The organism is Microcoleus sp. CAWBG640 (assembly GCF_020883015.1).
Taxonomy (GTDB): domain Bacteria; phylum Cyanobacteriota; class Cyanobacteriia; order Cyanobacteriales; family Microcoleaceae; genus Microcoleus; species Microcoleus anatoxicus.
This window is the reverse complement of sequence record NZ_JAHRFC010000025.1, coordinates 25492-51750: the sequence shown is the minus strand read 5'-3', so window position 1 is coordinate 51750 and position 26259 is coordinate 25492. Positions and strand designations below refer to the sequence as shown.

Below are 26259 nucleotides of genomic sequence, written 5' to 3'. Positions count from 1 at the left end.
GCCGAATCAAGTGACAGCTACAGCCTCACCCAAAGGATGTTCCTGCAAAACAACTTGCAGATATTTCCCAGTATAAGAACGAGGATTAGCCGCCACGTCCTCCGGCGTTCCAGCCACAATTATCTCACCTCCCTTATCTCCCCCTTCCGGCCCCAAATCGATCGCCCAATCGCAGCACCGAATCACATCCAAATTGTGTTCAATTACCAAAATGGAATTCCCCTTATCCACTAATCTTTGTAACACATTTAACAAATGATGAACGTCATAGAACGACAAACCAGTCGTCGGTTCATCTATCAAATAAAGCGTCTTCCCAGTAGCGCGACGGGACAATTCCGTTGCCAATTTCACCCGCTGTGCTTCGCCCCCAGAAAGGGTCGGTGCGGGTTGTCCCAACTGAATGTAACCCAAGCCAACATCAGCCAAAGTTTGCAGTCTAGCCCCCGCCCTAGGAATGTTTTTAAACATTTCCAAAGCTTCCTCCACAGTCATGTTCAAAACATCAGAAATTGACTTGCCTTTATACTTCACTTGCAGGGTTTCCCGGTTGTAGCGCGCCCCTTTACAAACCTCACACTGGACGTAAACATCCGGCAGAAAATTCATCGAAATGACGTTAACACCTTGACCGCTGCAAGCTTCACACCTGCCTCCTTTTACGTTGAAAGAAAACTGTCCGGCTTTGTAACCTCTGGTTTTAGCTTCAATGCTTTCGGAAAACAAATCTCGAATCACATCAAAGACTCCCGTGTAAGTGGCGGGATTGGAACGTGGTGTACGACCGATGGGAGATTGATCGATGACAATTACCTTATCAACTACATCTTCTATAGAGCGTTCACCTTTGGTTTTGAGCGCGTCCATATCGGGTGGTAAAGGAACTTTTTTGGTGAGGTAGTGTTGTAAGGAAGGATACAGCAATTCATTGATTAATGTAGATTTTCCCGAACCTGAAACTCCCGTAACACAGACAAGTTTTCCGAGGGGAATTTCTACATTAATATTTCTTAAATTATTGCGCCTCGCATTGGTGATGGAGAGGGATTTGCCATTGCCTTTTCTCCTTTGGGCTGGGGTTTCAATTACTCGCTTTCCTGACAGATAAGCACCAGTTAAGGATTCTTCAGCGGCTAGCAAGTCTGCTAAACTTCCTTGGGATATAATTTTGCCGCCGTGTACGCCGGCGCCCGGTCCGATATCCACAATGTGATCTGCCGATCGCATTGTTTCTTCATCATGCTCTACTACAATCAAAGTATTGCCTAAATCTCGTAACTTTGTTAAAGTTTGCAGCAGTCGAAAATTGTCTCTTTGGTGCAAACCAATGCTGGGTTCGTCCAAAACATAAAGCACTCCAGTCAAACCGGAACCGATTTGAGTAGCTAGTCGAATTCGCTGGGCTTCCCCGCCAGAAAGGGTCATTGCTGCGCGGTCTAAAGTCAAATAATCTAATCCGACATCAAGCAAAAATTGCAGTCTGGCTTTGATTTCTCTGAGGGCTAAATCGGATATTTGAAATTGCCGATCGCTCAATCCTAAATTATCTACTCGTTCCCGGCATTCCCGAATCGAAATACTGGTTAAATCTACAATGCCGTACTGTCCCAACCGCACTGAAAGTGCTTCTGGTTTCAAGCGTTTACCCTGACAAACATGGCAATGTTTATCAACGCGATACTGTTCCAACTTCTGCTTAATCAAATCAGAACCAGTATCTTCATACTGGCGTTGCAACATGGCAATTACACCTTTAAAATCTCTTCTTAAATCGCTGGAATTGGGGTCGCGTTTCTTATTTTCTCTTGTTTGATTTTCCTCATTGCCATACAAAAGTACCCGCTGGTGTTCCGGCCTTAAACGATACCAAGGAATGTCAATATTAAATCCGCAAGCATCAGCAACACTGCAAAGTAAAGAGAGATAATAGGAATTGTCTTTGTCAGACCAAGGGGCGATCGCACAATAAATAGGCGCTTTCGCATCCGGGACTACCAACTCTGGCGCAAAGGTGCGTAAACTGCCCAAACCGTGACAGTTTGGACACGCACCATAGGGCGAATTAAATGAAAATAACCGGGGCGACAGTTCTTCCATTACTGCGCCGTGTTCCGGGCACGCAAAGTTTTCGGAAAATACGATGGGTGGATTTGGTTCGGAATTTTCCTCTGCTGGTAACTCTTCTATGATGGCAATTCCTTCTGAATGACGCAGACAAGTCGAGAGAGAATCAACTAAACGTTCTTCTAAACCAGGTTTTTTAATTAACCTGTCAATAACTATTTCGATGTTGTGCGTTAGATTTTTATCTAATTCGATATTTTCCGAAAGTTCTAAAATCTCGCCGTTAACTTTGACCCGACTAAATCCTTCTGTGGCTAAACTGGATAATAATTTGCGGTGAGTGCCTTTTTTTCCGCGTACCACGGGGGCGAGAAGGTGAAAGCGAGTACCGTCAGGAAGGGCCATGACGCGATCGCACATTTCATCTATTGTCTGTGGTGCAATGCAGCGATCGCAAATCGGACAGTGGGGTTCGCCAGCTCTGCCGTAGAGTAGTCTCAGGTAATCATAAATTTCTGTAACAGTGCCCACAGTCGATCGCGGGTTGTGGGAAGTGGACTTTTGGTCGATCGAGATAGCCGGACTCAAGCCCTCAATCGCGTCCACATCGGGTTTGTCTAACTGTCCCAAAAACTGGCGGGCGTAGGCGCTGAGAGACTCCACGTAGCGGCGCTGTCCCTCGGCAAAAATTGTATCGAAAGCCAGGGAAGACTTACCAGAACCGGAGACACCCGTAAACACGATCAGGCGATCGCGCGGCAGTTCCAAATCCACATTCTTGAGGTTGTGCTGTCTGGCGCCACGAACCCGAATCGTATTTTGGTTCTGAGAGTTAGGAGTCGTCAGATTATGCCCGTTGAGGGATGCACTTGGCTGGCTGTTTGAGGTTTCGGGGCGTTGGGACATGGGAGTAGTGCAAAACAGTGCTTAACTATCTTAGCGCTGCCTTTGGAATAGCTGGCATCCAAACTCAAGAATATCAAATAATTGTCAAATAAGTTTCCGTCGCCCCGTGAAGCAAAACCTTGAATCTTTGATTTTTCAAATCCAGTTCCCTATTCTGTACGAATCATGGTCAGCTTAGGGACAAAGAAAAAATTATCCTTGGTCTTCCTAGGTGATACAAAATCTTCTCTTCTCTTCCTTCGCGTCCTTAGCGCCTTCGCGGTTAAATCATTCCGATACAACCGGAATTGATATGAGATGCTGGGAACTATGGCACGCCAATAAACTTGTGAGTTTGCAAAGATAACCTGTAACGAGGATTTTGTTTTAGCAATTCCAATATAATCGGAATAGCTGCATCTTTAGAGTTCCATTCCGGTTGTATAAAAACTGGAACATCTACATTAATTTCCAAATATTTCTGATAAAATTCAACTTCTTTGCCAGTGCTAACCACCAATTTAATTTCATTAGCTCTAGTCCAAAAAAGCTCTTGTACGGGATATTTAGGACTGACGTGTTCTTTAGGAGAAAGAGTAATCCAAGCCTGGGGTGAAACATCTAGCCAGTAAGCACCGGAAGTTTCAATACTCACTTGCTTATCGGCTGCTAACAAAGCTTGTACTAACTGAGGTAAATCCCGGTGAAGGAAAGGCTCACCGCCAGTGATCACAACTCTTCTTGACTGCAACTGAGCGATCAATTGGGCGATCGACTGTGGGACTGCGGGTAAACCTTTGCCACCATTGGAGTAACCAGTATCGCACCAAGGACACCTCACAGGGCAACCAGCCAATCTGATAAAATCAACTAAAGTCCCCGTCCAGTATCCCTCGCCTTGAACGGTAGACTGAAAAGTTTCGTGAATTGGCAATTTTACTTGTAAATTAGACACCATAATTTCTGCTTTAAACCAATTAATTATGTTATTTGAATATAGTATTAAATGGTTCCCAGGCTCTTCCTGGGAACCCATGTCACTCTTGCTGTGCCTCGAAGAGTGGAGTCTAGTGGAGGCACAGCCGACGCATCTACCTTACCCGATTGGTGAGAACATTGCAGTACCTACAAGTTATATTAGTTAGGCGGGTCAAAGCGGTTGACGGAGAGAGCAACACCGATCATGGGTAAAGCTACACCGAAACAAATGAGCCACTGATCCAAGTTCATGGGAGCCGTCTCAAATATGCTATTGATAAACGGAGAATTGGCAAAGATAATCTGCAAAATCACCGCTACTACAATTCCCACACCGAGGGCGGGGGCACCACTAACTTTTTCCTGAGAACCGCTAAATTTAGCCATCAAAGAAGGTAACAATTGGCTGAGGCTTAATAGGTAAAAAATTCTCCCCATTACTAAAGCTTGAATGGCCATGGTGCGGGCGAGTTCGATGGTTCCCCAATCGGCTTGGCGCACCCATTCAAACATTCCGAAAATCACAGTCCAGTTGTAAAGAGAAATAGCGATGATTCGCTTGATCCGATTTGGAGTCAGTAAAGGTTCATTTGCCGATCGCGGTTGTTGCTGCATCACTCCCGGTGACTTCGGCTCAAAAGCCAGCGGTACAGTCATCGTAATCGAATTGAGCATATTCAACCACAGAATTTGCAGCGACAAAATCGGCAATTCTCGGCCAAGCAGGGTGCTGAGCAAAATTGTCATCGATTCTCCGCCGTTGACTGGCAGAATAAAGCTAATTGCTTTGAGCAGATTTTTGTAAACCGATCGCCCTTCTTCGATCGCACATTCGATCGACGCAAAGTTATCATCAGTCAAAATCATATCGGCGGCTTCCTTAGAAACCTCCGTACCGCTACCCATCGCAATCCCGATATCGGCTTGTTTCAGGGCGGGCGCATCGTTAACACCATCTCCCGTCATCGCCACAATTTCGCCTTGAAGTTGCAAAGCTTCTACCAGGCGGAGTTTTTGTTCGGGGGCGACACGGGCAAAAACTGAACCAGCTTCTACAGCTTCGGCGAGTTCGCTTTTGCTCATTTCGGCAAGTTGAGCGCCTGTATAAGCTACCAGTTCCCTGTTGTGCTTAGTTTTGCGGAATCCCATGCGACGGGCGATCGCCTTAGCTGTCGCGATGTGATCGCCGGTAATCATTTTGACTTGGATTCCAGCCGTTTGACAAGCTTGAACAGCCGCGATCGCCTCAGCCCGTGGCGGATCTATCATCCCCTGGAGTCCCAAGAAAATTAGCCCAGATTCTAAGTCAGAATGATTGACGGAATTTTGGCTTTCGGGTACTATTTTTTTCGCTATAGCCAAGACGCGCAAGCCTTGCTTTGCCATTTCATCGACAGAAAAGTGAGCTTGTTCGCGATCGACTTCGGCCGGATTTCCTTCCGTATCCAGACTAGAACCACAGCGGCTCAGAACTGATTCTACGGAACCTTTGACGTACAAAACTTTGCCACCAGTGGGAGTTCGGTGCAAAGTTGCCATGTATTGAAACTGCGATTCAAAGGGAATTGAATCCAGTCGCGGCATGGATTTTTCCAAAACTTGCTGACTCAATTCAGCTTTTTTAGCCGCAGCAATTAACGCTCCTTCTGTCGGATCTCCGATCGCAACCCAATTATTGTCTTTGAATTCCAGGTGAGTGTCATTACAAATTAATCCAGCTTGCAAACATTCTGCCAAAGTTGGAGATTGACTCACACTAATTGGCAGTTGATTGAGCTGAATTTCACCTTCCGGGCTGTAGCCCGTCCCCGTAACTGAGTAGGATTTGCCACCAGAATAGATTTCTTGCACCGTCATCTGGTTTTCCGTCAAAGTTCCGGTTTTGTCGGAACAGACGACTGTAGCGCCGCCTAGAGTCTCTACAGCGGGTAATTTGCGGACGATCGCATTTCGAGTTGCCATCCGGGAAACGCCCACCGCTAGAGTAACGGTGATGACGGCGGGTAAGCCTTCGGGAATTGCGCCGACAATCAGGGCGACTGCGGGTTCGACTGCTTCCTTGAAGGCTGAAACTCCGGCTGGAACTGGTCTTCCCAATCTGACTGCGAAGGTCAAGGTTGCCATTCCCAACACGAATAACAGCCAGTTTTGACTGAATTCGTTGAATTTGCGGGTTAAGGGCGTGGTGAGATCGATGTGTCTGTCTAATAGTTGGGAGATTTTGCCGGTTTCGGTTTTATTGGCGATCGCAATTACAATCCCACTACCTTGCCCAAAAGTGACAAAACTGCCGGCATAAGCCATGTTATCGCGTTCTGCTAGCGGGGTTTCTTGCGGCAGAACCAAGTCTCCCGATTGTCCTAATTCTTTTTCGACAGCAACGGATTCGCCGGTGAGTCCCGATTCATCTATTTGCAAATCGCGCACTTTAATTAAGCGCAAATCTGCCGGTACTTTGTCACCGGAAGTCAGGGTTACTAAGTCACCAACAACAAGTTCTTTTGAGGGAACTCTTAATTTTTTGCCACCTCGAATGACTGTGGCTTCTGTGGTGACAGCTTTAGCTAGGGCATCGATTTTTTTCTCAGCCCCAGCTTCTTGGACGAAACTGATAATCGCGTTGGTAGTTGTTACGCCCCAAATTACGGAGGCATTCAGCCATTCTCCAATCAGTGCTTTGATTAAACCTGCACTCAGCAAGATAATTAGCAGTGGTTGGTTAAATTGCAGGATGAATTTTAACCAGGCCGGTTTCCCGGCTTTAACTGTTAGTTCGTTGGAGCCAAATTTCTGTTGGCGATGGTTGACTTCTGCCGGATCTAAACCGTTTTCGAGGTTGGTTTCTAATGTAGTTGCAACCTTTGATCTTTCTAAGTAGTGCCAATATTGCTCTGCTACGTCTACATCGTTGGCGGCTTTTGCTGGCATAGTTATTCCTAAATTTTTGCTGGGCGTAGAAGTGAGCTTTTATAGCTCCTTAATAGGCAGGCTTAATAAAAATCAGCACTGGTTAGAGCGTGAATATATTGAGCGACCTAATGTTTTGTTAATTGCTTTAACGGGGTATGACTTAGATCAATATTACAAGGGATATGTCCGTCTGCTGCAATAGATTTTGGGAATTCCTTAAATTCTGTCGCATTCTCCCCTCGAAGACTCCCCCACTCTTGATTTTTGGGTGCAAGCCGATCGCCCAGCGTGTTACAACCTAGTTAAGCGACCATATTCTGAACTTATGGAAATACTTGTGACGCTGGTGCTGGGTTCGGTGCTGTTGGTCTGGGGAATGCGCTTCGGGCGGGTGTTAGTTCGATCGGGAGTGACGGCTAATGACTTGTTCAAGGGCCGAAATGCGATCGCCCTGCTGTTTTTAGGTTTTTATATTGCCTTGCTGCTACTGGCTCTAAACCTGCCACAAATGCCGGCTTTGCCGATCGAGTGGCGCGTGCACGGGATGCGAGTCACTTGGACTTTGCTGCGAGTGATGTTGATGGGAGTCTGCGGTATTGGGTTTAGTATAAGTTGGTTGACAGCGCGATCGCAAGTAATCGCAGTAATCTTAATTGGCTTGCTGGGATTGGGCGGATTTACCGGCGCCGAAGCCTATTTTCTGGCACCAATTTACGGTGATTTAATCGATAATTTGCAGCCAAACGGTGTGTTTCGCCAAACATCTAACAGCAGTTGCGCCCCCGCCGCGCTAGCAACAGTATTGAGACGCTGGGGAATGAATGCGACGGAATCGAGTGTCGCTAAGGAGGCCGGAACCAGTCGTTTGGGAACTTCCATGCCGCAGTTAATCATAGCAGCAAGAGCTTTGGGAATGCAAGGAATTGAGCTGACTCCAACTTGGGAACAAATGCAGCAAATTAATCGCCCCGGAATATTAGCAGTTTGGCTGTTTGACGGCCCTCGCAAACTTCCCCACGCGGTGGCTTTGCTGGGAATGAACGACAATGTAGCTGTCATTGGAGATCCGGCGAGGGGCAGGATTTTCTATTTAGATAGGGCAACTTTTGCGAAGATTTGGCGAGAGGAATACGTGCCGATTTTTCGTTCTGCCGATATCTTGTTAACCAATCAGCAAGCAATTGTTTTTTTAACTAAATTAGGATATAATTCTGGTAATTTGCAAGCAGATATCGAGCGGTTTCAAAAAGATAAAAATTTAAAAATCAGCGGCAAGTTAGACCGGATGAGTGAGTTAATGTTAAGCGGCCATTTTTGGGAAGGCGTGCCGAGATTGGACGGCAAATAACTATTAAAAATCAGATATTTGTTTTGAAAAAACAGGGATAAAAAAAGAACCCAGACTTGAAAAATAGTCAGGATAAATTAGTTTCCATTCAATTAGTTTCCCTAGCGAGTTTCCCACATCCCGTATTATTTTGATGATATTGCCCGAAATTAGGAGTTTGTACGCGATCATTAGCTAGCTATTTCATCAGACAGTTATCAAGTTCTGAATATTGAGAAAACAAGCCATCCATGCTGGCAAGATTTGCCTCATACTCTAGTGCTGTAGCAATGATCAATCGATCAAATGGATCTTTATGCACAGGGGATAGATCAACAGATCGGGTTGCAATTTTGCTGGTTAGGGGAAATAGTTCAATTCCTGCCGGTTTTAAAGCACCCTGAAACCATTCCTCAGCGCTACAAAGTAATGCCAATCGTCCACGCTTTTGAGCGAAAGCAATTTCATAACAGGACAGTGGAGAAACGCCAACCCGATCGGCTAATTCAATGCGATCTCGCCAGTCAGTGGGAAACTGATCGAAGTTGGCATTAATGAACCAGAGCCAAATATGAGTGTCAAGCACAATTATTTCAGACATTCCCAGTCCTCTTCATCGACTATCGGACTGACAATATCACCCAGGATTTTTGCTTTACCAGCCATTGATGCAGGAGGCGATCTCCGTTTCACAGGAGGCTCCATCTCTTCCAAGATGGTCACGATCACACGGGCTGATCGAACAGTAGGTTGTTCACTTAACCACTTCACTTGCCCGTTTTCATAGATTGCTTCGTAACTTTTTAACATAGCCATTTCTCTCCAGATATCACAAGATTAAGAATCAATTGATTTATTCTGCCATAATTATCTGAAGACGACTAATGAGTTCTTCAGTCCTCTTTGAGAGGACTTTAGCTATTAGACAGGGGTTTCAAACTCTGTCGGACACGGCAGTGTTCACTAACGGACTTGGCGTACTTATCTTTATCCTACCTAAAACTCAGTAGATTTAACCACATTCATTCCCGCCGCCGCAAATCTTTGAAAAGCCGCCTCTGCTGCTTCCGTAAAATCAACAACACCCGGAACAACCACAGGCGAAGTGCAATCTTCCAGCAAATAAACCTTATTTGCTAACTGCGAATCTCGCACCAAAATTTCCGTCAGCAAATCATCAATTGTCCAAGCAACGCAATGACTTTTTGCTTGTCCCGCAATAATTACCGCATCAAAATCCAGCAACTTATCAATAAAACTAACATTTTTTTCCGCAATCGGATTCCCGTCAAATCCATCTAAAACTTCCGGCCGCAAAACTGAATAGTTTTCTGTCAGTGGATTCCCACCTTTAATTTCAAAAAGTGCTTGGCTATTCCGAGCAATACTATGAAAAAATATCGCTTCTTCCACCGCAGAAACCAGGGCGTGTCCAATGCCGCCCAGCATCGAGTGATAGGGCCAAATTGTCAGGGGATATTTGCCATTATCACTAAGTTTTTTGACGTAGTGCAGAGCGTGTTTTTCCAGTGCCGAAAAATTACCGTCGCTGATGCTGTAGGCGACGGCTGGATTAACTTTCCAGATGCCTTTTTGGACATCTTCTAGAGTAATGGAAGTGGCGGCAGGTTGCGGATGTTCGCCTGCTTCATTTATCCAAAAGATGGGATGGAAAATTTGCATAGCCGTGTGCGTGTCCATTGTCGGCGCAATAGCTGTAATTAAGTGTAAATTGCGGTAAATGAATTCGCACAGCCGCAGGTTGTCATCGACAGCACCGCTACCGGAACGCCCGCCGACAAATAGCTCAAATTCGGGCAAGCAAAAAGTGTTTTGGGCATCGATTATCAACAAACAAATGCGGCTTATGTCGCTGGCTGCTGGCTTGATGCTGTGTTGTTTGGCCCAGTTTTTAGCGTCAATGGCGCGTTGTTGATAGGATACTCGCCAGACTTCGCTGACTTTTTTGCTATCGAAATGAGCGGGAATTGGGAGTTTAGTCTGTGCTGTCATGGTTGATTAGTTTTGGAGGGATTTGGGCGAATGATTTAAGTTGTGAGTATAATACGGATAGCTATTTATGGGTGAGTCATGCCAACAAAAAAGATTCAAGATTTTGTTAGGGTGAATTTTAAACGAATATTCTTGCTGTTTGCGATCGCCCTTTTTCTCGCTCTCTTAATTCTAGCAACTAAATCTTCCTACATTCAAGATATTTTAAGAACTGTGTTAATCCAGATCGAGGATTTAGGCTTATGGGGCCCAGTAGCTTTTATTGTCACCTACAACTTAGCTACAGTGCTGTTTATACCTGGTTCGGTGCTGACTCTGGGAGGCGGGGTGATTTTTGGTCTGTGGTGGGGTTCAATCTACGTGTTTGTGGCTGCAACTTTAGGGGCTACCTTTGCTTTCCTGATCGGGCGATACCTGTCGCGCGATCGCGTGGTAAAATATATGGAAGCTCATCCCAAATTTAAATCCCTCGATCGCGCAGTTTCTCAAGAAGGATTAAAAATAGTATTTTTGACTCGTCTTTGTCCTTTATTTCCTTTCAATTTATTGAATTACGCTTTAGGAATTACCCAGGTTTCTCTCAAAGATTATGTACTAGGTTCCTTCGGCATGATACCGGGAACAGTCATGTATGTTTACTCCGGTTCTTTGGTAGGAGATTTGGCTGCGATCGGCGCGGAAACTGGGTCTACAAATCCGCAAGCCTTAGCAGTAAAATGGTTGATTAATATCATCAGTTTTATTGCTACTGTCGCTGTTACTGTCTCGATCACTCGGATCGCCAGCAAAGCTTTGGAAGAAAGTGTTTAATTAGCAGGATTTGCCAATGTCGCAGTCAAAAGTCGATCGCGTAACAGTCCCTCCGATGGACGAACACAACCAAAAATTAGTCTCCTATTTACATCCGTCTGACTGGGTAAATCCGCAGCCAGCCAGCCGTTACAATTTAGTAGTAATTGGTGCCGGCCCCGCTGGATTAATTGTGGCCGCAGGTGCCGCAGGTTTGGGTGCGAAAGTTGCTTTGATTGAAAAACATTTAATGGGTGGCGATTGTTTAAACGTCGGTTGTGTACCTTCAAAAGCACTGATTCGTTCGTCTCGTACTGTCGGCGATATCTGGGAAGCCAGTAAATTTGGTGTGAATGTTCCTAACAGTGTAGAGGTGGATTTTCCTGCTGTAATGGAACGAATGCGCCGAATTAGGGCGGGAATCAGCGATGTTGATTCTGTTCAACGATATCAGCACAAATTAGGAGTCGATGTTTTTCTAGGTTCTGGTCGTTTTACTAGCAATAATACTATAGAAGTTGCAGGTCAAACTCTCCGGTTTAAAAAAGCAGTAATTGCCACAGGCGCAAGGGCGCGACAACCACAAATTCCCGGTTTACAAGCAACTGGATATCTGACTAATGAAACTGTGTTTAACCTCACGGAAAGACCCCAACGTTTGGCAATAATTGGCGCAGGTCCGATCGGCTGCGAATTAGCTCAAGCCTTCCGCAGGCTGGGTTCGGAAGTCGTGTTGCTGCACAAAAATGCTCAGATTTTGGACAAGGAAGATGTCGATGCTGCTAACATTGTGCAGCAGGCGTTTGTGGGGGAAGGAATTCAGTTAATACTTGAATCCAAAATAGAGCGCGTTGAGCAAACAAATACAGGCAAAGTAATTTATTATCAATTTCAGGGTAAGGAAGCATCTGTCACCGTAGATGAGATTATTGCGAGTGCGGGGCGATCGCCAAATGTGGAAGGATTGAATTTGGAGGCTGTGGGCGTTGATTACGATACACAAACGGGCGTATTTGTCAACGACAATTTGCAAACGACTAATCCCCGCATTTATGCCGCTGGCGATATCTGCATGAAGCATAAATTCACTCACGCTGCTGATTTTGCGGCGAGAATGGTCATCCAAAATACGCTGTTTTTTGGACGCAAAAAACTCAGTGCTTTGACGATACCTTGGTGTACTTATACTAGCCCGGAAATTGCTCATGTCGGAATTGGCGAAGCTGAAATTCAAGCCAAAGCGATTGATGTTGATACATTTTTGATTCCTTTCAGTCAAGTCGATAGAGCAATTATTGACGGCGAAGAGGAAGGTTTTGTGAAAATTCACGTCAAGAAAGGCAGCGACAAAATATTAGGTGCGACTATTGTAGCACAACACGCCGGGGATATGATTAGCGAAATTACTTTAGCAATGGTTAACAATATTGGTTTAGGAAAAATTGCGAGTACAATTCACCCGTATCCGACGCAAGCTGACGCAATTCGGAAAGCTGGGGATGCGTACAATCGCACTCGTTTGACACCGTTTGTGAAGAATTTGTTTAATAAATGGCTGGCTTGGACGCGGTAGATAAATAATTGTGGAACAGGCATCTTGCCTGTTCAAAACAGGATTTTATGGGCGGGCTAGAAGCCCACCCCACAAGAAAATTGAGTCTTTGTGGAACAGGCATCTTGCCTGTTGCTAACAGATATTCAAGATGAAATATGTGTTTATGCTTCTGTTGCTGTTTCTGTTTCAAATTGAACGCCTTCATACAAAAGTGCGATCGGCAAATTAAACCCAATACTTGATAAAGTGATAATCTCCCCAGCAGTATAAGAATAATACAGCCACATTCGGCCCTCTCCCCGACAGTAACGCTCAACAAAAATCTTTTCTGCATCAATCAAGATATATTCTTGTAAAGTCGGAATTTTTAGATAACAAGTGAATTTTTCATCCCTATCCTTAGCACTTGTACTGGGTGAAAGAACTTCCACAATGATTTTAGGATTCTGAATGAATGTGCGAGAATTCAAGTCTTGAGGATCGCAACTAACTATCACATCAGGATAGTAGTAACGGCTTTGAAAACTGACTTGCAATTTCACATCTGACACGTTCATCCGACAGCCTGTGGAACGTAGATGCGGGCGTAATGCAGTATAAAAGTTAAGTGCAATATCGTTATGGGGAATTGTATTACCCGTCATGGCAAAAACTTCGCCGTTGACATATTCGTGGCGAATCTCTTGTTGAGCTTCCCATTCGAGATATTCCTCAACGGACATTTTTTGGGGTGTTTGGGGAATGGCTATCATAACAAAATGAATACTGCATAAACTGGGTGACTCCTGCGACATCTCTTCAAAAGCGCAATTGGAGAAGTCCCTATGATGGTTAATTATACAACTGAATCAGAGAAAGCTTGGTACAAATCTCCTGCGATTGTAGCTGCTGTGGGTGTCAGCGCGATCGCCCTTGCAGCTTTCATTTACCCAGAACTCGCCACTCAACCGATCGTACACTACCGCGCCGACGATAATTCCTCCTCTGCCGATCGCTACACCTTGCAGCGCCAAACCCACTGTCAACTCAGCAGCCAACATTATAAACCGGGAGATACCGCTGTCAGCATTCCGTTTGCCGATCGGGCCGTCGTCACCAAAACCATCTCCATTGCCAATAGTTTAACGCTAATGGGGGAATGTCAACACAATGGGCGATCGATTACCAACAAACAACCCGGAACCTCTCTTGTTGCCTTATTGGAACGCAGTCAAAGTACCATTCAACAACAACATCAAACCAACAAAAATCCAGGCATCCTCACCATTGTAGCCAATGACTTTGAGCCACGTCAAGGGGAGCGTGCGATCGATTTTAGTCGAGTCAAAACCCTCGTTGACGACATCGAAAAACAGGGAGTAGTCATCTCATTCATCATACCTCAAGGTCAATTATACGAAAACTTAACTAACGAGTTGAGCAGCAAAGAGAGTGTGTGCGTTTTAGATGAAAGTAAAGACGAAGATGCAGTGAGGCGATCGATGACACCTTGCATTGATGCAGCCTTCACCAAAGCCAGAAAAATGACACCTAAATCAAATTAATTGGGTTGGTAATAAGGACTTTATTCCTTCTTTTGAGGACTAAAGTCCTGACTACGAACCTAGAATTTCCTGTATCTACAACAACTGCCAAAGCAGTTCCCTTACATCCGTTACATCCGTTACAAAATCCGCTGCCGAACTTTTTTCCCCGAATTCTGCCTAAACCTTCAACCCGTAGCGACACTATCTTATAAAGCAAAAAAATTGAGGTAACACCAATGACTTCTACCAATCATAACCATAACTCTACCGCCAGCATCGTCGCATGGCAATACCTTCCCCAACAATTAACCGCCCTACTCCCCGAACAAATCAAATCCCAAATGAGTCAGCGGGAAAAACGATATGCAGAAGGAGAAAAAGCCAAAAATCGGATTAACGATTTAACACCTTTAGCACAGCGCACCCCCAACCCTGAAACCAAGAAAATAGTCAATATTTTGGTAGCGGTAATGAGTACAATTACCTTCAGTGCGGGAGCGCAAATACTGACTTCTCGCTGGGGAAGTATGAGCATTCCAGCGAGTTTGTTCATCGGCGGCGCTGCGGGGATAGTAGCGGACAAAAAAGTGATGAAAGTTATGGAACACCATCGCAAGAAAAGTAGCACTCAGCAAGCATTGCAAGATATCCAAAAACAAAAACAAGCTCATCCCCCCAAAAATGAATTTGGCGAACTTTATTACGAATCTCAAACCACCTTAGTGCTACAAGTGGAAGGTCAATATTTGAACAAACTACCCTTTAGCGATGTCGGTTTAGCCCTGGGATTGAGCGGCACCGAATATGCGATGTCTCTGGGAATTGTGATCGGGTTGGGATTACCGGGGGGAATTGTGTTAAATGCGATCGCAGCCAGCCTACCCGTAGTAATGTTATGGGGAGCAGCATCACTGCAAAACGACGCCTTTGAAATGCCCGGACACGCCCGTTCCCTAATTGGGCAATACGAAAGCAGCCTCCCCCAAGAAATCACCGAATTGGAGGCAAATCAGATTGCCGGAATCGACGAAGAAGTTACTCTCAAACAGCGAGAACTCGCCTACGAGCAAGCCTTAAACCTGCGTCGCTCTAAATTTGTCAGCGAAGGCGATACCAGCGGGCGACTGAAGAATTGGGACATGGTAGAAGCCGACTTTCAAATCGGGTGGTACGAGAAAGAAAAACATCAAATTGAAAAAGAACAGGACGAAAAACGAGAACAGCGTTACTTTAAGTTTAAAGCCGATGTTGCTCAAATTGCCGAACAGTATGAACCGCCCGCTGGTACTTACTCACCGGAACAAATGGCGCAGTTGAAAAATGAATGGGTGGAAGTCCAAGAACAAAAATTGAAGGAAATTCTCGCCCATGACATTCAGTGGTTGAATCACAAATACGGGAACAAAATCAAGCATTACGAGGAAGAAATCACCACAGCGCGACAGCGTTACGCAGAAGCCGAATCTCGGTGGCGGCAAGAACGACATTCTGATGCAATGAAGGATACTGTTTGAGACTGAAACCCTCTGTATCTCTCGTTTGTATCGCAGTCTAGATCCCCCTAAATCCCCCTTAAGAAGGGGGACTTTGATCCGATTCTTGTCCCCCCCTTTTTTAACAGACTTTGAATGCTCTTGTCCCCCCCTTCTTGACAGACTTTGAAAGCTCTTGTCCCCCCCTTCTTGACAGACTTTGAATGCTCTTGTCCCCCCCTTCTTAAGGGGGGCTAGGGGGGATCTAGCCTTAATCGTCAAACAGCCGTCTCTGATTGGGTTTAACCTTAACTTGACACGAAGAAGGGCGCGGTGCGATGTCCTTCCATCGGGGCACCGCAAAAAAAACTTTCCCTAAATCTGCATAAACCCCCCAACCCCTGCGACATCAATATATCAACCCCAAAAAACTAGACTATGACGAGACATGATACCCCCGTCGAACCCTTACCAGGCTTGGTTCCTGTAGCCACAAACTTCAACTTGTGGCCACCTTCGGAACTCAAGCCGATTTCCTTGACTTTGTTCTTCCTGGCACGTTACTGCGCTATTTTCTCTGGGATAATGGAATTATCCCCATGCCATAACGTGCCTGTGAACAACGAACTCGATTTAAAGGTCAAAAACCTGATCTTGCAAGCACTGGCTGAGCCTGAATACTCCCAGCGACTCAGAAAGATTCAATCTCTACTCGATTTAATTGACTACTTGCCAAAAAGCAAGACTAAAGAGCGCATCGACATGGGTTTACAAACCTATTATGATGACGCACTCCAAATGACGGTCAAATACATGACCAAAAATCTGGAGAAATTTTTAGAAAGGTACGATATTGATGTTGACAATGCCACCGATTCTGATGTGTGTCAGTGTTTTGTTCGGTGGTACAACCTCAATATAAAAACTGATTGCATAGATGTGCGACGCAGGCACAAAAAAATCAGATTTGTCCATTTGGACGAACCGACAAGCGAAGAAAATGCCACAACCAAAGAAGAAATTATACCCGATACACGACCAAAACCGCCCATCGATTATGTAGAACAACAAGAGCGTTTTCTGCAACTAAAAGCTTATTTAGAGAAAGACCCGGAACAAAGATTGCGTAACTGCTGTAGTCGGAAATACCCGATTTGTAACTGTTGGGAACTGATTAAGCGCAGGATTTTCACATCCCCGCCCCAGACCTTTAAACAAATCAAAAAAGACCTGAATATTCCTCCAGACAATGTTACCAGGCTTTGGTACGACAAGTGTGTCCCTCTGTTGGCAGAGATAGCTGGAGAAATTGGCTATGAAATCGATGTCAAAAAAATCAAACAAAAAGAGGATGAGGAATAATCATGACTAACACTACTGAACATTGTATCACAATTCGTTTTCATAAACAAGACTACGAGTTGGCGGAAAAATTCGCTGCTTCTCAACCGAATGCTGAGAAAAATCAACAAGTTTATCGCAATACTCTGGCTGTTTTAGCGGTGAACACTTTCGTGCAAGAATTACGTTATGAAACTGACTTGGATGCCGGGGAAAGTTGGCATCCGGTGCTCAGAATGTTTCACAATGTCGCGGATTTAGTCTTACCGGGAATTGGCAAGATTGAATGCTGTCCGGTTATGCTTGGAGAAACGGCGATTTCTCTGCCGGAAGTGCGCGAAAATCGGATTGCTTATCTCGCCGTTGGGTTTGCGGAACCTTTCGATAAAGTCAAACTTTTGGGGTTTATTCCCGCTGTGGAAATTGTGGATGAAACTGAAGCGATTTCTCTCACTAATCTCAAACCAATTGAGGAATTGTTGGATTATTTGGATCGGATTGAGTTGGCAATTCCGCTGTTGCAAGGTGAAATTGAAGAGTTGCTATCGGATTTGGCAGAAGATGACCCCGTACAAGCACAAGTCCGGGAGAAGTTGCAAAACAAATCTATTTCGGAAATTGTGGCAATTTTGAATGGAGTTTATCGCAGTAGTGAGAAATCTGACTGGGGATATGAAGGGGGGAAGGCTTTGGCGGGAAGTAGAAATCTATCTTTCTCAAGTCATAAATCTTCACCTGTTGAGAAGGTTTCAGATATGGAGGAGGAGGTGAAAGCGGAACTGAATCTGATTGCTGAAGAGTTGTTGGAAAAGTTATCTGAGATTTGGGGAGATGGTGATGATTTGTAGGCCCCCCACCGACTAAAGAAACCGGGTTTTTGGCCACATCTGCGGGTGGAAACGAAATATTGTCGTAAAAAACCCGGTTTCTGGGTTCCCACAAATCAACCCTAAAATTCATTACAATGAATCAATGGAAAATATCTCATTGAACAGATATGACTCAAAATAATTTACTGTCTCGCATCTCAATCGAATCGAATATCTGCTTTGGCAAACCTTGTATTCGCGGCCATCGCATTTGGGTTTCTCTGATTCTTGATTTTCTCGCTGGCGGCATGACTGTGGAAGAATTGCTTGAGGAATATCCGGGAATTGAACGAGAAGATATTTTTGCTTGCATTGCTTATGCGGCTGAGTTGGCAAGAGATTGTTATGTCGAAATTCCTGTTGGTGAAACAAAGGTAGTTGCAGGGTGAAGTTAAAACTTGATGAAAATTTGGGCAGCATTCGCGTTGTTTCGCTGTTACGTTTGGCGGGCCACGATGTTGCAACTGTACGGGAACAAAATTTGACTTCAACGGCGGATGGATTGTTAATTGATATCTGTCGGATGGAAGGTAGATGTTTGGTGACTTTGGATAGGGGGTTTGGCAATCGCCTCCGCTACAATCCTTCTGATTATTCTGGGATTGTGGTATTGCGTCTGCCTTCTCAAGCGAAACCGCAAGATTTGCAAGCGGCTGTAGAAATATTAATTCGCGGATTGGATGCGGCAGAAGTTGCGGGTAAATTGTGGATTATTCGAGGGGAACAGCTTTTGGAGTATCAGGCAATATCGGAAGATGAATCTGATTAAGAACTTACCAGAAATAGTGTAGGGTGCGTCGCTATCAACAATCTCGAAACAAAATCGAAAGTCTCACAGCGACGCACCCTACCAGATACCCACCAACTGAAGAAACCGGGTTTTTGGCCACATCTGCGGATGGAAACGAAATATTGTCGTAAAAACCCGGTTTCTGGGGCACCCATGCGTAATTCCTATAATTTTTCGGGAATTTTGCATAATTTCCCCCCAAATTGCCGATACATATATATACACACAATCAAAGGTAAACTCCAATGGATGAACAACGCCTCGCCGCCTATTACCAACTGATTCAAGCCCTGCTTGAGTGCCCTAACGGTGCAAATGATATTCTCAACGCCCATCGAGAGTTAGTTGATGCCGATTTTGTGCAAGTCATGGAAGCAGTGGCGGCGAATATGGCAGCAGAGGACGAATCCAATGCAGGTTGGTTGCAGAATCTGGCGGCTCTATTAGCAAATTATGTTAGCAATACGGCAACTCCTGAAGAGTATTTATCTTTCTTGATGGAGGTGTTGCAAGCAACGTCAGATAGTGGTGGAAATCCTGAATTTGTCTATCCTATTTTACAACAAAATTTAGACAAATTGAATTTGATTTTTGGTCAAATCTTACAAGGTTGGGCAAGATCCACATTCACGCAAGTTACCTCAGAACAAGCTGCATCCATCGCAGGAGTTATTTGCGAATTTGGCAACTTTATTCAGCAGTTTCCCCTGGGGCAGCGGGCATGGAATTTAGAAATAAGTATCGCCTGTTATACCGCAGCCTTACAAGTCTATAAGCGCGAGCATTATCCCAAACAATGGGCTGCGGCTCAAATTTGTTTGGGGACTGCCTATAGTGACAGAATAGCAGGAGTCAGCGCACAGAATATTGAAGAAGCGATCGCCCGTTATACCGCAGCCTTAGAATTCTCTAAGCGCAAGGATTATCCCGAACAATGGGCTACGGCTCAAATTTGTTTGGGGGTTGCCTATAGTCACAGAATAGCAGGAGTCAGCGCACAGAATATTGAAGAAGCGATCGCCCGTTATACCGCAGCCTTAGAAGTCTATAAGCGCAAGGATTATCCCGAATATTGGGCAAGTACTCAAAACAATTTGGGGACTGCCTATAGTTACAGAATAGCAGGAGTCAGGGCCGAGAATATTGAAGAGGCTATTTCCTGTTATACCGCAGCCTTAGAAGTCTATAAGCGCAAGGATTATCCCGAATATTGGGCAATGACTCAAAATAATTTGGGGGAAGCCTATACAAACAGAATAGCAGGTGTCAGGGCGGCGAATATTGAAGAGGCGATCGCCTATTATACCGCAGCCTTAGAAGTCCGTACCCGCGAGAATTATCCCGAAGATTGGGCAATGACTCAAAACAATTTGGCTGCTGCCTATAGTGACAGAATAGAAGGACTAAGGGCGGCGAATATTGAAGAAGCGATCGCCCGTTATACCGCAGCCTTAGAAGTCTATAAGCGCAAGGATTATCCCGAACAGTGGGCTACGACTCAAAACAATTTGGCGATTGCCTATAGTGACAGAATAGAAGGACTAAGGGCCGAGAATATAGAAGAGGCGATCGCCCGTTATACCGCAGCCTTAGAAGTCCATACCCGCAAGTATTATCCCAAACAATGGGCAAGGACTCAAAATAATTTGGGGAATGCCTATCGTAACAGAATAGAAGGAGTCAGGGCGGAAAATATAGAAGAGGCGATCGCCTGTTATCGGGAAGCCTTAGAAGTCTATAAGCGCGAGAATTATCCCGAAGATTGGGCAATGACTCAAAATAATTTGGGGAATGCCTATAGTGACAGAATAGAGGGAGTCAGGGCGGCGAATATTGAAGAGGCAATTTCCTGTTATCGGGAAGCTTTAATAGTCTATAAGCGCAAGGATTATCCCGAAGATTGGGCAATGACTCAAAATAATTTGGGGACAGCCTATAGTGACAGAATAGAGGGAGTCAGGGCGGCGAATATTGAAGAGGCAATTTCCTGTTATCGGGAAGCTTTAATAGTCTATAAGCGCAAGGATTATCCCGAACAATGGGCAATGACTCAAAATAATTTGGGGAATGCCTATAGTAACAGAATAGAGGGAGTCAGGGGGGCGAATATAGAAGAGGCGATCGCCTGTTATCGGGAAGCTTTAAAAGTCCGTAAGCGCGAGAATTATCCCGAAAAATGGGCAACGACTCAAAATAATTTGGGGACTGCCTATAGTGACAGAATAGAGGGTGTCAGGGCGGCGAATATTGAACTTGCGATCGCCTGTTATCGGGAAGCCTTAATAGTCCGTACCCCTACTGCTTTCCCTTTAGACTGCTTGCAATCGGGTAGAAACCTCGGCGATACTGCTTTCACTGCTGGCTTCTGGGATATCGCCATTGAAGGATTCGAGAAAGCAATTCAAGCAGTAGAAAAAAGCAGAAGTTGGGCAACTTCCGATAATATCCGCCAACAGATGATAGCAGAATCCATCGGTGTTTACGAAAAGGCAATTCAAGCTGCTGTCAACAACAACCAACTGGAAAAAGCGATCGAATATTGCGATAGAACCCGTGCTCAGCGGTTAGTCGATTTAATGCACAGCAATGACTTGTATGCTAAAGGCGAAATTCCGCCCGCAGCGAAAGAGTATTTACAGCAAGTGCAAAAGTATTTGGATGAATTTAAAGCGAAGCAGCAGCTAATTGACGCAGAAGTCGAACAACTCCGCAATCCATCTGAGGGGAATAAGGGATTAGCCAGTGTGGGGAGTCAGTCGCGGAGTCGGGCGGATACTTCTGCTTACACGAAGAAGATTCAAGAATTGGAAGGGGAGAAACAGCAAATCTGGGAAAACATCCGCCGTTTAGATCCGGTTTTAGCGGGACAAGTTCAAGTTGTGCCGATGCAGTTTGGGGCGATGCAGCAACTGATTGATAATTCCCAGACGGCGATTCTTTGTTTTTATACGACGGATGATGACACTCATATTTTTGTGATTTACAAGGATAAAGCGCCGCAGATTCACACTTGTCATGGAGAGGGTTGGGGAAGTTTTCAGAAGTGGATTCGTGAGGGTTGGTTGTCGCCTTATTTGGGGGATAAGAAAGCTTGGAAACATGGCATGGGTGAGTTTTTGTCTCAGTTGTCGCGGCGGTTGAAGGTTGATGAGTTGATTGGTAATTGTTTGGAGGGAATTCAGGAATTGATTGTGATTCCGCATCTGTATTTGCATCAGATTCCGCTGGCTGCGTTGCCGATTGATCCCCCCCAGCCCCCCTTAAGAAGGGGGGGGCAAGAAAACCCCCGGTTTCTTGGTGATAAATTCCTGATTCGTTATATTCCCAGTTGCCGAATTTTGGAGTATTGCCATCAACGCCCAACTATCGAATCGCCGAAATACGGGATTGTAGAAAATGCCACGGATGATTTGTACTTCACTCCTTTTGAGTGCGAACAAATTGCCGAAATTGTGACTGAATCTGAACGCTTAAAAGGAAGTCAACAAGCAACAGTCGCCACCTATCGAAAACTGGCCCAAAATGTGAATGTCATCCACTCCAGTCACCACGCTGTCTCGCGTTTGGACAATCCTTTAGAATCGCGCTTGTTTTTAGGGGATGGAAGTATCACGTTAGGGGAATTGATGACTCCCGGTTGGCGCTTGCCACAGTTATCAGATGTGTTTATGTCTTGCTGCGAAACTAATTTAGCTTCCACGGAAATCACCGATAATCTGCTGAGTTTGGGTACGGGGTTTTTGTGTGCGGGGGCGCGCAGTGTGGTGAGCACTTTGTGGGCGGTGGATGATTTTGCTACTTCGTTGTTTTCGATTTTTTACTATCAGTATCGTCGGGAAGGTTTGAGTCGCCCAGAGGCTTTGTGGCGGGCGCAGGTGCGGTTGCGGAGGATTTCGGGGGCGGAGTTGAAAGGGCTTTATCAACCGCAAATCGATCCGCTGCTTGAGAGGATTATTAAGGATTTAGCATCAAAATTGGCTGTGGTTCAAAAGGACAAAAAGGAGTTGAGATTGCGGCATAAATCCTACAATAAGGGGACGGATGAGTTTAAGAAGTTGGATCGGGAGTTGACGACAATAGTGAAGCAGGAGAATCAGATTCAGGATCGAAAGAAAGGATATGAAAGTTGGCAGGAAAATCTTTACACTATGTCAAATCCTTTTGCTGATTTGAGTTATTGGTCGGGGTTTATTTGTCAGGGTTTGCATTAATTTCTTTAGGACTCCCGCCGTAAAAATCAAAGAAACCCAGCTTAAATACCGCGTTTATCTCTTAGTCCGCGAAGGCGGACTTCGTTTGTGTAGACGCGGTTTCAACCGCCGAGTCTTCTTTAAAAATCCCCTTCATCTACTTGGAATACAGTCAATCCCAAGCCTCTCCACATATCAACAACTTGCTGGCGATCGTCCAAAACAAACTTAATGTTATACTTCCCATCAATATGCTGCCGATAAATTTCCTCTTTCATAATCGCATCCTTCCTCATATCTCCCGTTTTCCGCAGATGAATACCAGCATAATTCACCTCATACTGCTGCAACCATTTCTCAGTTTGAGGCTGACAGTCATCGGTTCTGCCCGAAACTACGATAATATTAACGCTAGACTGCCACTTGTGGATGGTATCTAAGACGGGCTGATTCGGTAAATCGCGATCGCACTTAGAAGCATCAAAAGGATTTCTACCATTCAAAAGCGATAAAGTACCATCCATATCCACAATAATTGCATCCGGCAAATCGGGATTATATTCCGGTGGCGAAACCAGAACCCGCACATACCTATTATACATCTTCATAATCACATCTTTGCCAACAGAATTGAGTCTTTTCAAATCCCGTTTAATACATTCCTCCACCGGAACTTGCAGGAAAGAATCATTAACTTCGACAACAGCTTGACCTTTGACCAACTCTTTAATATGTTCGATATGCGGGCCAAAATTAGTATCATCAACAATGACGTGTTTGCCACTTTCCAAAGCCATCAAAATAATCGTATCTCTCAACTGCACAATAAACTTTTCATTCGCCGGCGACCAATGAGCAGCATGAGCCATTTCTCGCAACAAATCTTTATTGCTACGAACCCATCTAGCAGGTTCAGACAGCAGCAACTCTCGCGCAAATTGAGATTTTCCAGAAGCTGGTAAACCGACAAGTACAATAACTCTTTTCATGGTAAATTGGTAATTGGTAATTGGTAATTTGGTTCGGTTGCTGAGCGAAGTCGAAGCACCTTGGTTCAGTTGCTGAGCGAAGCGTCGCCCTGAACCCTTCGACTACGCTCAGGGTACTGCTTGCGGTTGCTGAGCGAAGTCGAAGCACCTTCTTCTACAATCCCAAATGGATATAATCCAAGCCCAACAACTCCTCTATCTTATGAATAGTAACATCACGGAGAGCTTCTTTCACCCCCGCAACTCTGCGCGCCCGCAAGGAAAACAAAATCCCAGAATAGGGCAAATGTTTCACAGCAAACGCAAAATCTTTCTGCACTTCGATAGATTCATGCTGTCGGTAAACCTCCTCAATTTCTTGCACCAAAGATTGATATTTGTCCTTAACTTTTTGGTACAATTCAGTCCACTCAGGAAAATAAGCTAAAAACTCTTCCCCTTCATTAGTTAAAATAATCTCGATCATCCTGCGAGTTGAAAACCCTTCGCGCAGATGGGAAATCGCCACATATTGAGGAGACTTAACTTTAACTCGGTTAAAATTAGCATCGCAGATAATATATCCTTCCGAATCCATCGGGTCTAACTGCTGAGACGCTTCGATAACTTCTTTCCAGCTAGTCAAAGCATAAGATTTGACTAATTCCCATCCATATTTATTAGCCCAAGTAGTCGGCTCTGTTTCTAGCAATGTTTGAGTATTACGAACGCCGTGAAACACAATTTGATTGTTTTTTTGCTGGACAACTATTCGATTGTAAGGAGTCATCAACTCAAAGATAAAACATAGGTCGGTTTCTGACGGCAATTGATATCCCAATTCTTGCCAGACTTTCCAAAAAAGTTCCGCAAAGCTAAATCCAAAACCGTTAACTTCGCCTGCTGCGTCGGGAGTTCCGCTAGATTGCACTCTCCATTCTCCATTGTAAAAATAAAGTACAATTAGAGAACCATCGAGTTTTTCGTAAACTTTGGCGGTTTTCCAATCAATTGTAGTGGCGTGGCTTTCTCCGTAGTTAAAAAATTTGTCGTAGGGATAAGAAACTATCTGCCAATCTTGGGATGAATCTAAAATGATTCCCCGACACTGTTGGACTATTTTTTCGCCCAGCGGGGATTCTATCTGCGAGTATTTCAGACAGACGAGATGAGGATATTGCCGATCGCGCGTAACCTTGATATGATAAGTTTCGGACAAATTTTCTAATCCGTGCTGGCGTAAATACTCTTGCAGTTCCACGATGTACTCCTAAATTACTCGCCTTCTCTATATTATATATGACTGCATATTTTAGCAACTTTGTCAAGACAATATAAAAATATTTTTTTGCTGAAAAGCTATTATTGCTTCTGTATTTTGAATTATGGTTTTACCTAGGTGAATCCGGTTCTATGAACAACTGGACTGTTTCAATATCAAGGAAAAATACAGTGAACAAAAAATTATTAGTTTTGGCGACTTCTGCGTGTCTATTGACTGCTTTAGTACCTGCATCGGTAGTTTTTGGAGCCTCGGAATTGTCGCAGCGACAACCGGAAACACAACAACTTGCTCAAGCCGGTACTCCTGTTGCAGTCAATGAAATTTTGCCAAAGTTAAAAGGTAAAACGCAAGTACCAATTTTTATTCCCAGCAGTATTTCTGCTTCGCAAAAACTTTACTATCAAATCACGGCAAAAGCAGACAGCTATACGATTTCTATGGAGTATACAGCAGATTGTCGTGGTGCGGGAGCTTGCAGTTTTGGAGAAATTCGAGCTCAAAAAGGTGGTGAGTTTTCGACAAAAATCGAAGGGGTAACTAAGACGTTAAAAAATGTGCAACTTGCGGGGGGTATGAAAGGAGTTTTTCATAACGGTTGTGGGGCTTATTGCACAGCTTCGGTTGAGTGGAAAAGTCAGGGATTTCTTTATACCGTAGCAATTAAAAACGGACGGGAAGCTGATGTAATTAAGATGGCAAATTCGGCGATTCAAGCTGGGAAACGTTGAGTTTTGATGGGGTCTAGTTTGTGGAACAGGCCGGAAAGCCTGTTCTTGAAAATAGTAATAAATGCACTTTTTCCCATCTATGCCTCCACTAAAGGTGCATAGCAAGATTTCATGTCATAGTGAGAGATGATGTTCGTTGATTTTTCAGCAGTTTCTAATCCCTTGCGGGCGTTTAACCAAGGCATCTCTGAGTGTGTTAATTCTGCTAAATGTTTAGCACTTAATTCTCCATAAGCATTCCAGACTTCTTCGAGTACCTCGCTCTCATCTTCGTCAAATTCTTCATTAAAATTATTGGGAGATGGAATATCGCTGTACTTATAAGCTTCATACTCATGCCAAACATCACGAACAACTGGGCCGGAAACCCAAGCTTCAATATCTTGATAAAATAGTGGCTGGCTTCTAAATACTAAACTCCAAGCTTGGGCATAATATACGAGTTTTTGCAGCTTGAGAAGAGAAATTGTATCACCGACTTCTCGATCGACTCGGCATAAAAAGTAACCAGCTATCTCAATAGCACTTTTCATAGTTTTAATACGATCGCAATTTGATTGATTTACTTA

Annotated in this window: 21 protein-coding genes; 11 read left to right on the top strand and 10 right to left on the bottom strand. The window is 44.6% G+C overall.

Translation table 11 applies throughout. The features are described from left to right. Positions 1-6: 6 nt before the first annotated feature. The 3 genes from uvrA to AAFP11_RS14800 form a co-directional block, all read right to left on the bottom strand. Positions 7-2970, bottom strand: coding sequence for an excinuclease ABC subunit UvrA (gene uvrA, locus AAFP11_RS14810; protein ID WP_341737755.1), 2964 nt, complete (start codon positions 2968-2970; stop codon positions 7-9). Between the two features lie 307 nt (positions 2971-3277). Continuing rightward, positions 3278-3907, bottom strand: coding sequence for a 7-carboxy-7-deazaguanine synthase QueE (locus AAFP11_RS14805; RefSeq protein WP_341737754.1), 630 nt, complete (start codon positions 3905-3907; stop codon positions 3278-3280). A gap of 179 nt (positions 3908-4086) precedes the next feature. After that, the gene (locus tag AAFP11_RS14800; protein ID WP_341737753.1) at positions 4087-6855 is read right to left on the bottom strand and encodes an HAD-IC family P-type ATPase; all 2769 of its coding nucleotides are present in this window, start codon (positions 6853-6855) and stop codon (positions 4087-4089) included. A gap of 307 nt (positions 6856-7162) precedes the next feature. Between AAFP11_RS14800 and AAFP11_RS14795 the strand changes: the two genes are divergently transcribed. Next, the gene (locus AAFP11_RS14795) at positions 7163-8185 is read left to right on the top strand and encodes a cysteine peptidase family C39 domain-containing protein (protein ID WP_341737752.1); all 1023 of its coding nucleotides are present in this window, start codon (positions 7163-7165) and stop codon (positions 8183-8185) included. 178 nt (positions 8186-8363) lie between these two features. On the opposite strand, the gene AAFP11_RS14790 is transcribed toward AAFP11_RS14795, so the two are convergent. The 3 genes from AAFP11_RS14790 to AAFP11_RS14780 form a co-directional block, all read right to left on the bottom strand. Further along, complete coding sequence (locus tag AAFP11_RS14790) at positions 8364-8765, bottom strand: PIN domain-containing protein (protein WP_341737751.1); 402 nt, start codon at positions 8763-8765, stop codon at positions 8364-8366. Beyond that, positions 8753-8935, bottom strand: a complete 183-nt coding sequence (locus tag AAFP11_RS14785) for a hypothetical protein (protein WP_341737750.1) — start codon at positions 8933-8935, stop codon at positions 8753-8755. The genes AAFP11_RS14790 and AAFP11_RS14785 overlap by 13 nt, the downstream gene beginning before the upstream one ends. A gap of 225 nt (positions 8936-9160) precedes the next feature. Further along, entirely contained in the window at positions 9161-10177 is a 1017-nt protein-coding gene (locus AAFP11_RS14780; protein ID WP_341737749.1) for an isochorismatase, read from the bottom strand. A 78-nt stretch (positions 10178-10255) separates the two neighbouring features. Here AAFP11_RS14780 and AAFP11_RS14775 point away from each other — a divergent pair, with 78 nt between their 5' ends. Together AAFP11_RS14775 and AAFP11_RS14770 are read left to right on the top strand one after the other, a co-directional pair. Beyond that, positions 10256-10987: a TVP38/TMEM64 family protein gene (locus AAFP11_RS14775; RefSeq protein ID WP_341737748.1), complete on the top strand. Its 732-nt coding sequence runs from the start codon at positions 10256-10258 to the stop codon at positions 10985-10987. 16 nt (positions 10988-11003) lie between these two features. Continuing rightward, positions 11004-12539, top strand: coding sequence for a mercuric reductase (locus tag AAFP11_RS14770; RefSeq protein ID WP_341737747.1), 1536 nt, complete (start codon positions 11004-11006; stop codon positions 12537-12539). A 143-nt stretch (positions 12540-12682) separates the two neighbouring features. On the opposite strand, the gene AAFP11_RS14765 is transcribed toward AAFP11_RS14770, so the two are convergent. Next, positions 12683-13273: a Uma2 family endonuclease gene (locus AAFP11_RS14765; protein ID WP_341737746.1), complete on the bottom strand. Its 591-nt coding sequence runs from the start codon at positions 13271-13273 to the stop codon at positions 12683-12685. Positions 13274-13345: 72 nt separating this feature from the next. On the opposite strand from AAFP11_RS14765, the gene AAFP11_RS14760 reads away from it, so the two are divergent. From AAFP11_RS14760 to AAFP11_RS14730, 7 genes are all read left to right on the top strand, one after another. Continuing rightward, positions 13346-14065, top strand: a complete 720-nt coding sequence (locus AAFP11_RS14760) for a hypothetical protein (RefSeq protein WP_341737745.1) — start codon at positions 13346-13348, stop codon at positions 14063-14065. A gap of 218 nt (positions 14066-14283) precedes the next feature. Next, positions 14284-15561 (top strand): hypothetical protein, encoded by a 1278-nt coding sequence (locus AAFP11_RS14755; protein ID WP_341737744.1) that lies wholly within the window; start codon positions 14284-14286, stop codon positions 15559-15561. A gap of 396 nt (positions 15562-15957) precedes the next feature. Continuing rightward, positions 15958-16881 carry a hypothetical protein gene (locus AAFP11_RS14750; RefSeq protein WP_341737743.1) on the top strand — a complete coding sequence of 308 codons (924 nt, stop codon included), beginning with the start codon at positions 15958-15960 and terminating at the stop codon, positions 16879-16881. A 2-nt stretch (positions 16882-16883) separates the two neighbouring features. Then, positions 16884-17708 (top strand): DUF1822 family protein, encoded by an 825-nt coding sequence (locus AAFP11_RS14745; RefSeq protein WP_341737742.1) that lies wholly within the window; start codon positions 16884-16886, stop codon positions 17706-17708. A 149-nt stretch (positions 17709-17857) separates the two neighbouring features. After that, positions 17858-18118 carry a DUF433 domain-containing protein gene (locus AAFP11_RS14740; RefSeq protein ID WP_340551919.1) on the top strand — a complete coding sequence of 87 codons (261 nt, stop codon included), beginning with the start codon at positions 17858-17860 and terminating at the stop codon, positions 18116-18118. Further along, complete coding sequence (locus tag AAFP11_RS14735) at positions 18115-18498, top strand: DUF5615 family PIN-like protein (protein WP_341737741.1); 384 nt, start codon at positions 18115-18117, stop codon at positions 18496-18498. The genes AAFP11_RS14740 and AAFP11_RS14735 overlap by 4 nt, the downstream gene beginning before the upstream one ends. Positions 18499-18764: 266 nt before the next feature. Beyond that, a complete protein-coding gene (locus tag AAFP11_RS14730) occupies positions 18765-22730 on the top strand; it encodes a CHAT domain-containing tetratricopeptide repeat protein (RefSeq protein ID WP_341737740.1) in 3966 nt (1321 codons plus the stop codon). Positions 22731-22849: 119 nt separating this feature from the next. Here AAFP11_RS14730 and AAFP11_RS14725 read toward each other — a convergent pair whose 3' ends face one another. Beyond that, on the bottom strand, positions 22850-23698 hold the full coding sequence (locus AAFP11_RS14725; RefSeq protein ID WP_341737739.1) for an AAA family ATPase: 849 nt from the start codon (positions 23696-23698) through the stop codon (positions 22850-22852). Positions 23699-23852: 154 nt separating this feature from the next. Continuing rightward, entirely contained in the window at positions 23853-24938 is a 1086-nt protein-coding gene (locus AAFP11_RS14720; protein WP_341737738.1) for a T4 RnlA family RNA ligase, read from the bottom strand. Positions 24939-25129: 191 nt separating this feature from the next. On the opposite strand from AAFP11_RS14720, the gene AAFP11_RS14715 reads away from it, so the two are divergent. After that, positions 25130-25690, top strand: coding sequence for a hypothetical protein (locus tag AAFP11_RS14715; RefSeq protein WP_341737737.1), 561 nt, complete (start codon positions 25130-25132; stop codon positions 25688-25690). Between the two features lie 77 nt (positions 25691-25767). Here AAFP11_RS14715 and AAFP11_RS14710 read toward each other — a convergent pair whose 3' ends face one another. Then, positions 25768-26223: a type II toxin-antitoxin system antitoxin SocA domain-containing protein gene (locus AAFP11_RS14710; RefSeq protein ID WP_341737736.1), complete on the bottom strand. Its 456-nt coding sequence runs from the start codon at positions 26221-26223 to the stop codon at positions 25768-25770. Positions 26224-26259 lie beyond the last annotated feature (36 nt).

Coding starts and splice junctions, on each gene's coding strand:
- AAFP11_RS14755 (WP_341737744.1), top strand. CDS start 14,284: ATGACTTCTACCAATCATAACCATAACTCTACCGCCAGCATCGTCGCA.
- AAFP11_RS14760 (WP_341737745.1), top strand. CDS start 13,346: ATGATGGTTAATTATACAACTGAATCAGAGAAAGCTTGGTACAAATCT.
- AAFP11_RS14800 (WP_341737753.1), bottom strand. CDS start 6,855: ATGCCAGCAAAAGCCGCCAACGATGTAGACGTAGCAGAGCAATATTGG.
- AAFP11_RS14750 (WP_341737743.1), top strand. CDS start 15,958: ATGACGAGACATGATACCCCCGTCGAACCCTTACCAGGCTTGGTTCCT.
- AAFP11_RS14790 (WP_341737751.1), bottom strand. CDS start 8,765: ATGTCTGAAATAATTGTGCTTGACACTCATATTTGGCTCTGGTTCATT.
- AAFP11_RS14780 (WP_341737749.1), bottom strand. CDS start 10,177: ATGACAGCACAGACTAAACTCCCAATTCCCGCTCATTTCGATAGCAAA.
- AAFP11_RS14725 (WP_341737739.1), bottom strand. CDS start 23,698: ATGAAAAGAGTTATTGTACTTGTCGGTTTACCAGCTTCTGGAAAATCT.
- AAFP11_RS14770 (WP_341737747.1), top strand. CDS start 11,004: ATGTCGCAGTCAAAAGTCGATCGCGTAACAGTCCCTCCGATGGACGAA.
- AAFP11_RS14740 (WP_340551919.1), top strand. CDS start 17,858: ATGACTCAAAATAATTTACTGTCTCGCATCTCAATCGAATCGAATATC.
- uvrA (WP_341737755.1), bottom strand. CDS start 2,970: ATGTCCCAACGCCCCGAAACCTCAAACAGCCAGCCAAGTGCATCCCTC.
- AAFP11_RS14805 (WP_341737754.1), bottom strand. CDS start 3,907: ATGGTGTCTAATTTACAAGTAAAATTGCCAATTCACGAAACTTTTCAG.
- AAFP11_RS14745 (WP_341737742.1), top strand. CDS start 16,884: ATGACTAACACTACTGAACATTGTATCACAATTCGTTTTCATAAACAA.
- AAFP11_RS14730 (WP_341737740.1), top strand. CDS start 18,765: ATGGATGAACAACGCCTCGCCGCCTATTACCAACTGATTCAAGCCCTG.
- AAFP11_RS14795 (WP_341737752.1), top strand. CDS start 7,163: ATGGAAATACTTGTGACGCTGGTGCTGGGTTCGGTGCTGTTGGTCTGG.
- AAFP11_RS14765 (WP_341737746.1), bottom strand. CDS start 13,273: ATGATAGCCATTCCCCAAACACCCCAAAAAATGTCCGTTGAGGAATAT.
- AAFP11_RS14710 (WP_341737736.1), bottom strand. CDS start 26,223: ATGAAAAGTGCTATTGAGATAGCTGGTTACTTTTTATGCCGAGTCGAT.
- AAFP11_RS14775 (WP_341737748.1), top strand. CDS start 10,256: ATGCCAACAAAAAAGATTCAAGATTTTGTTAGGGTGAATTTTAAACGA.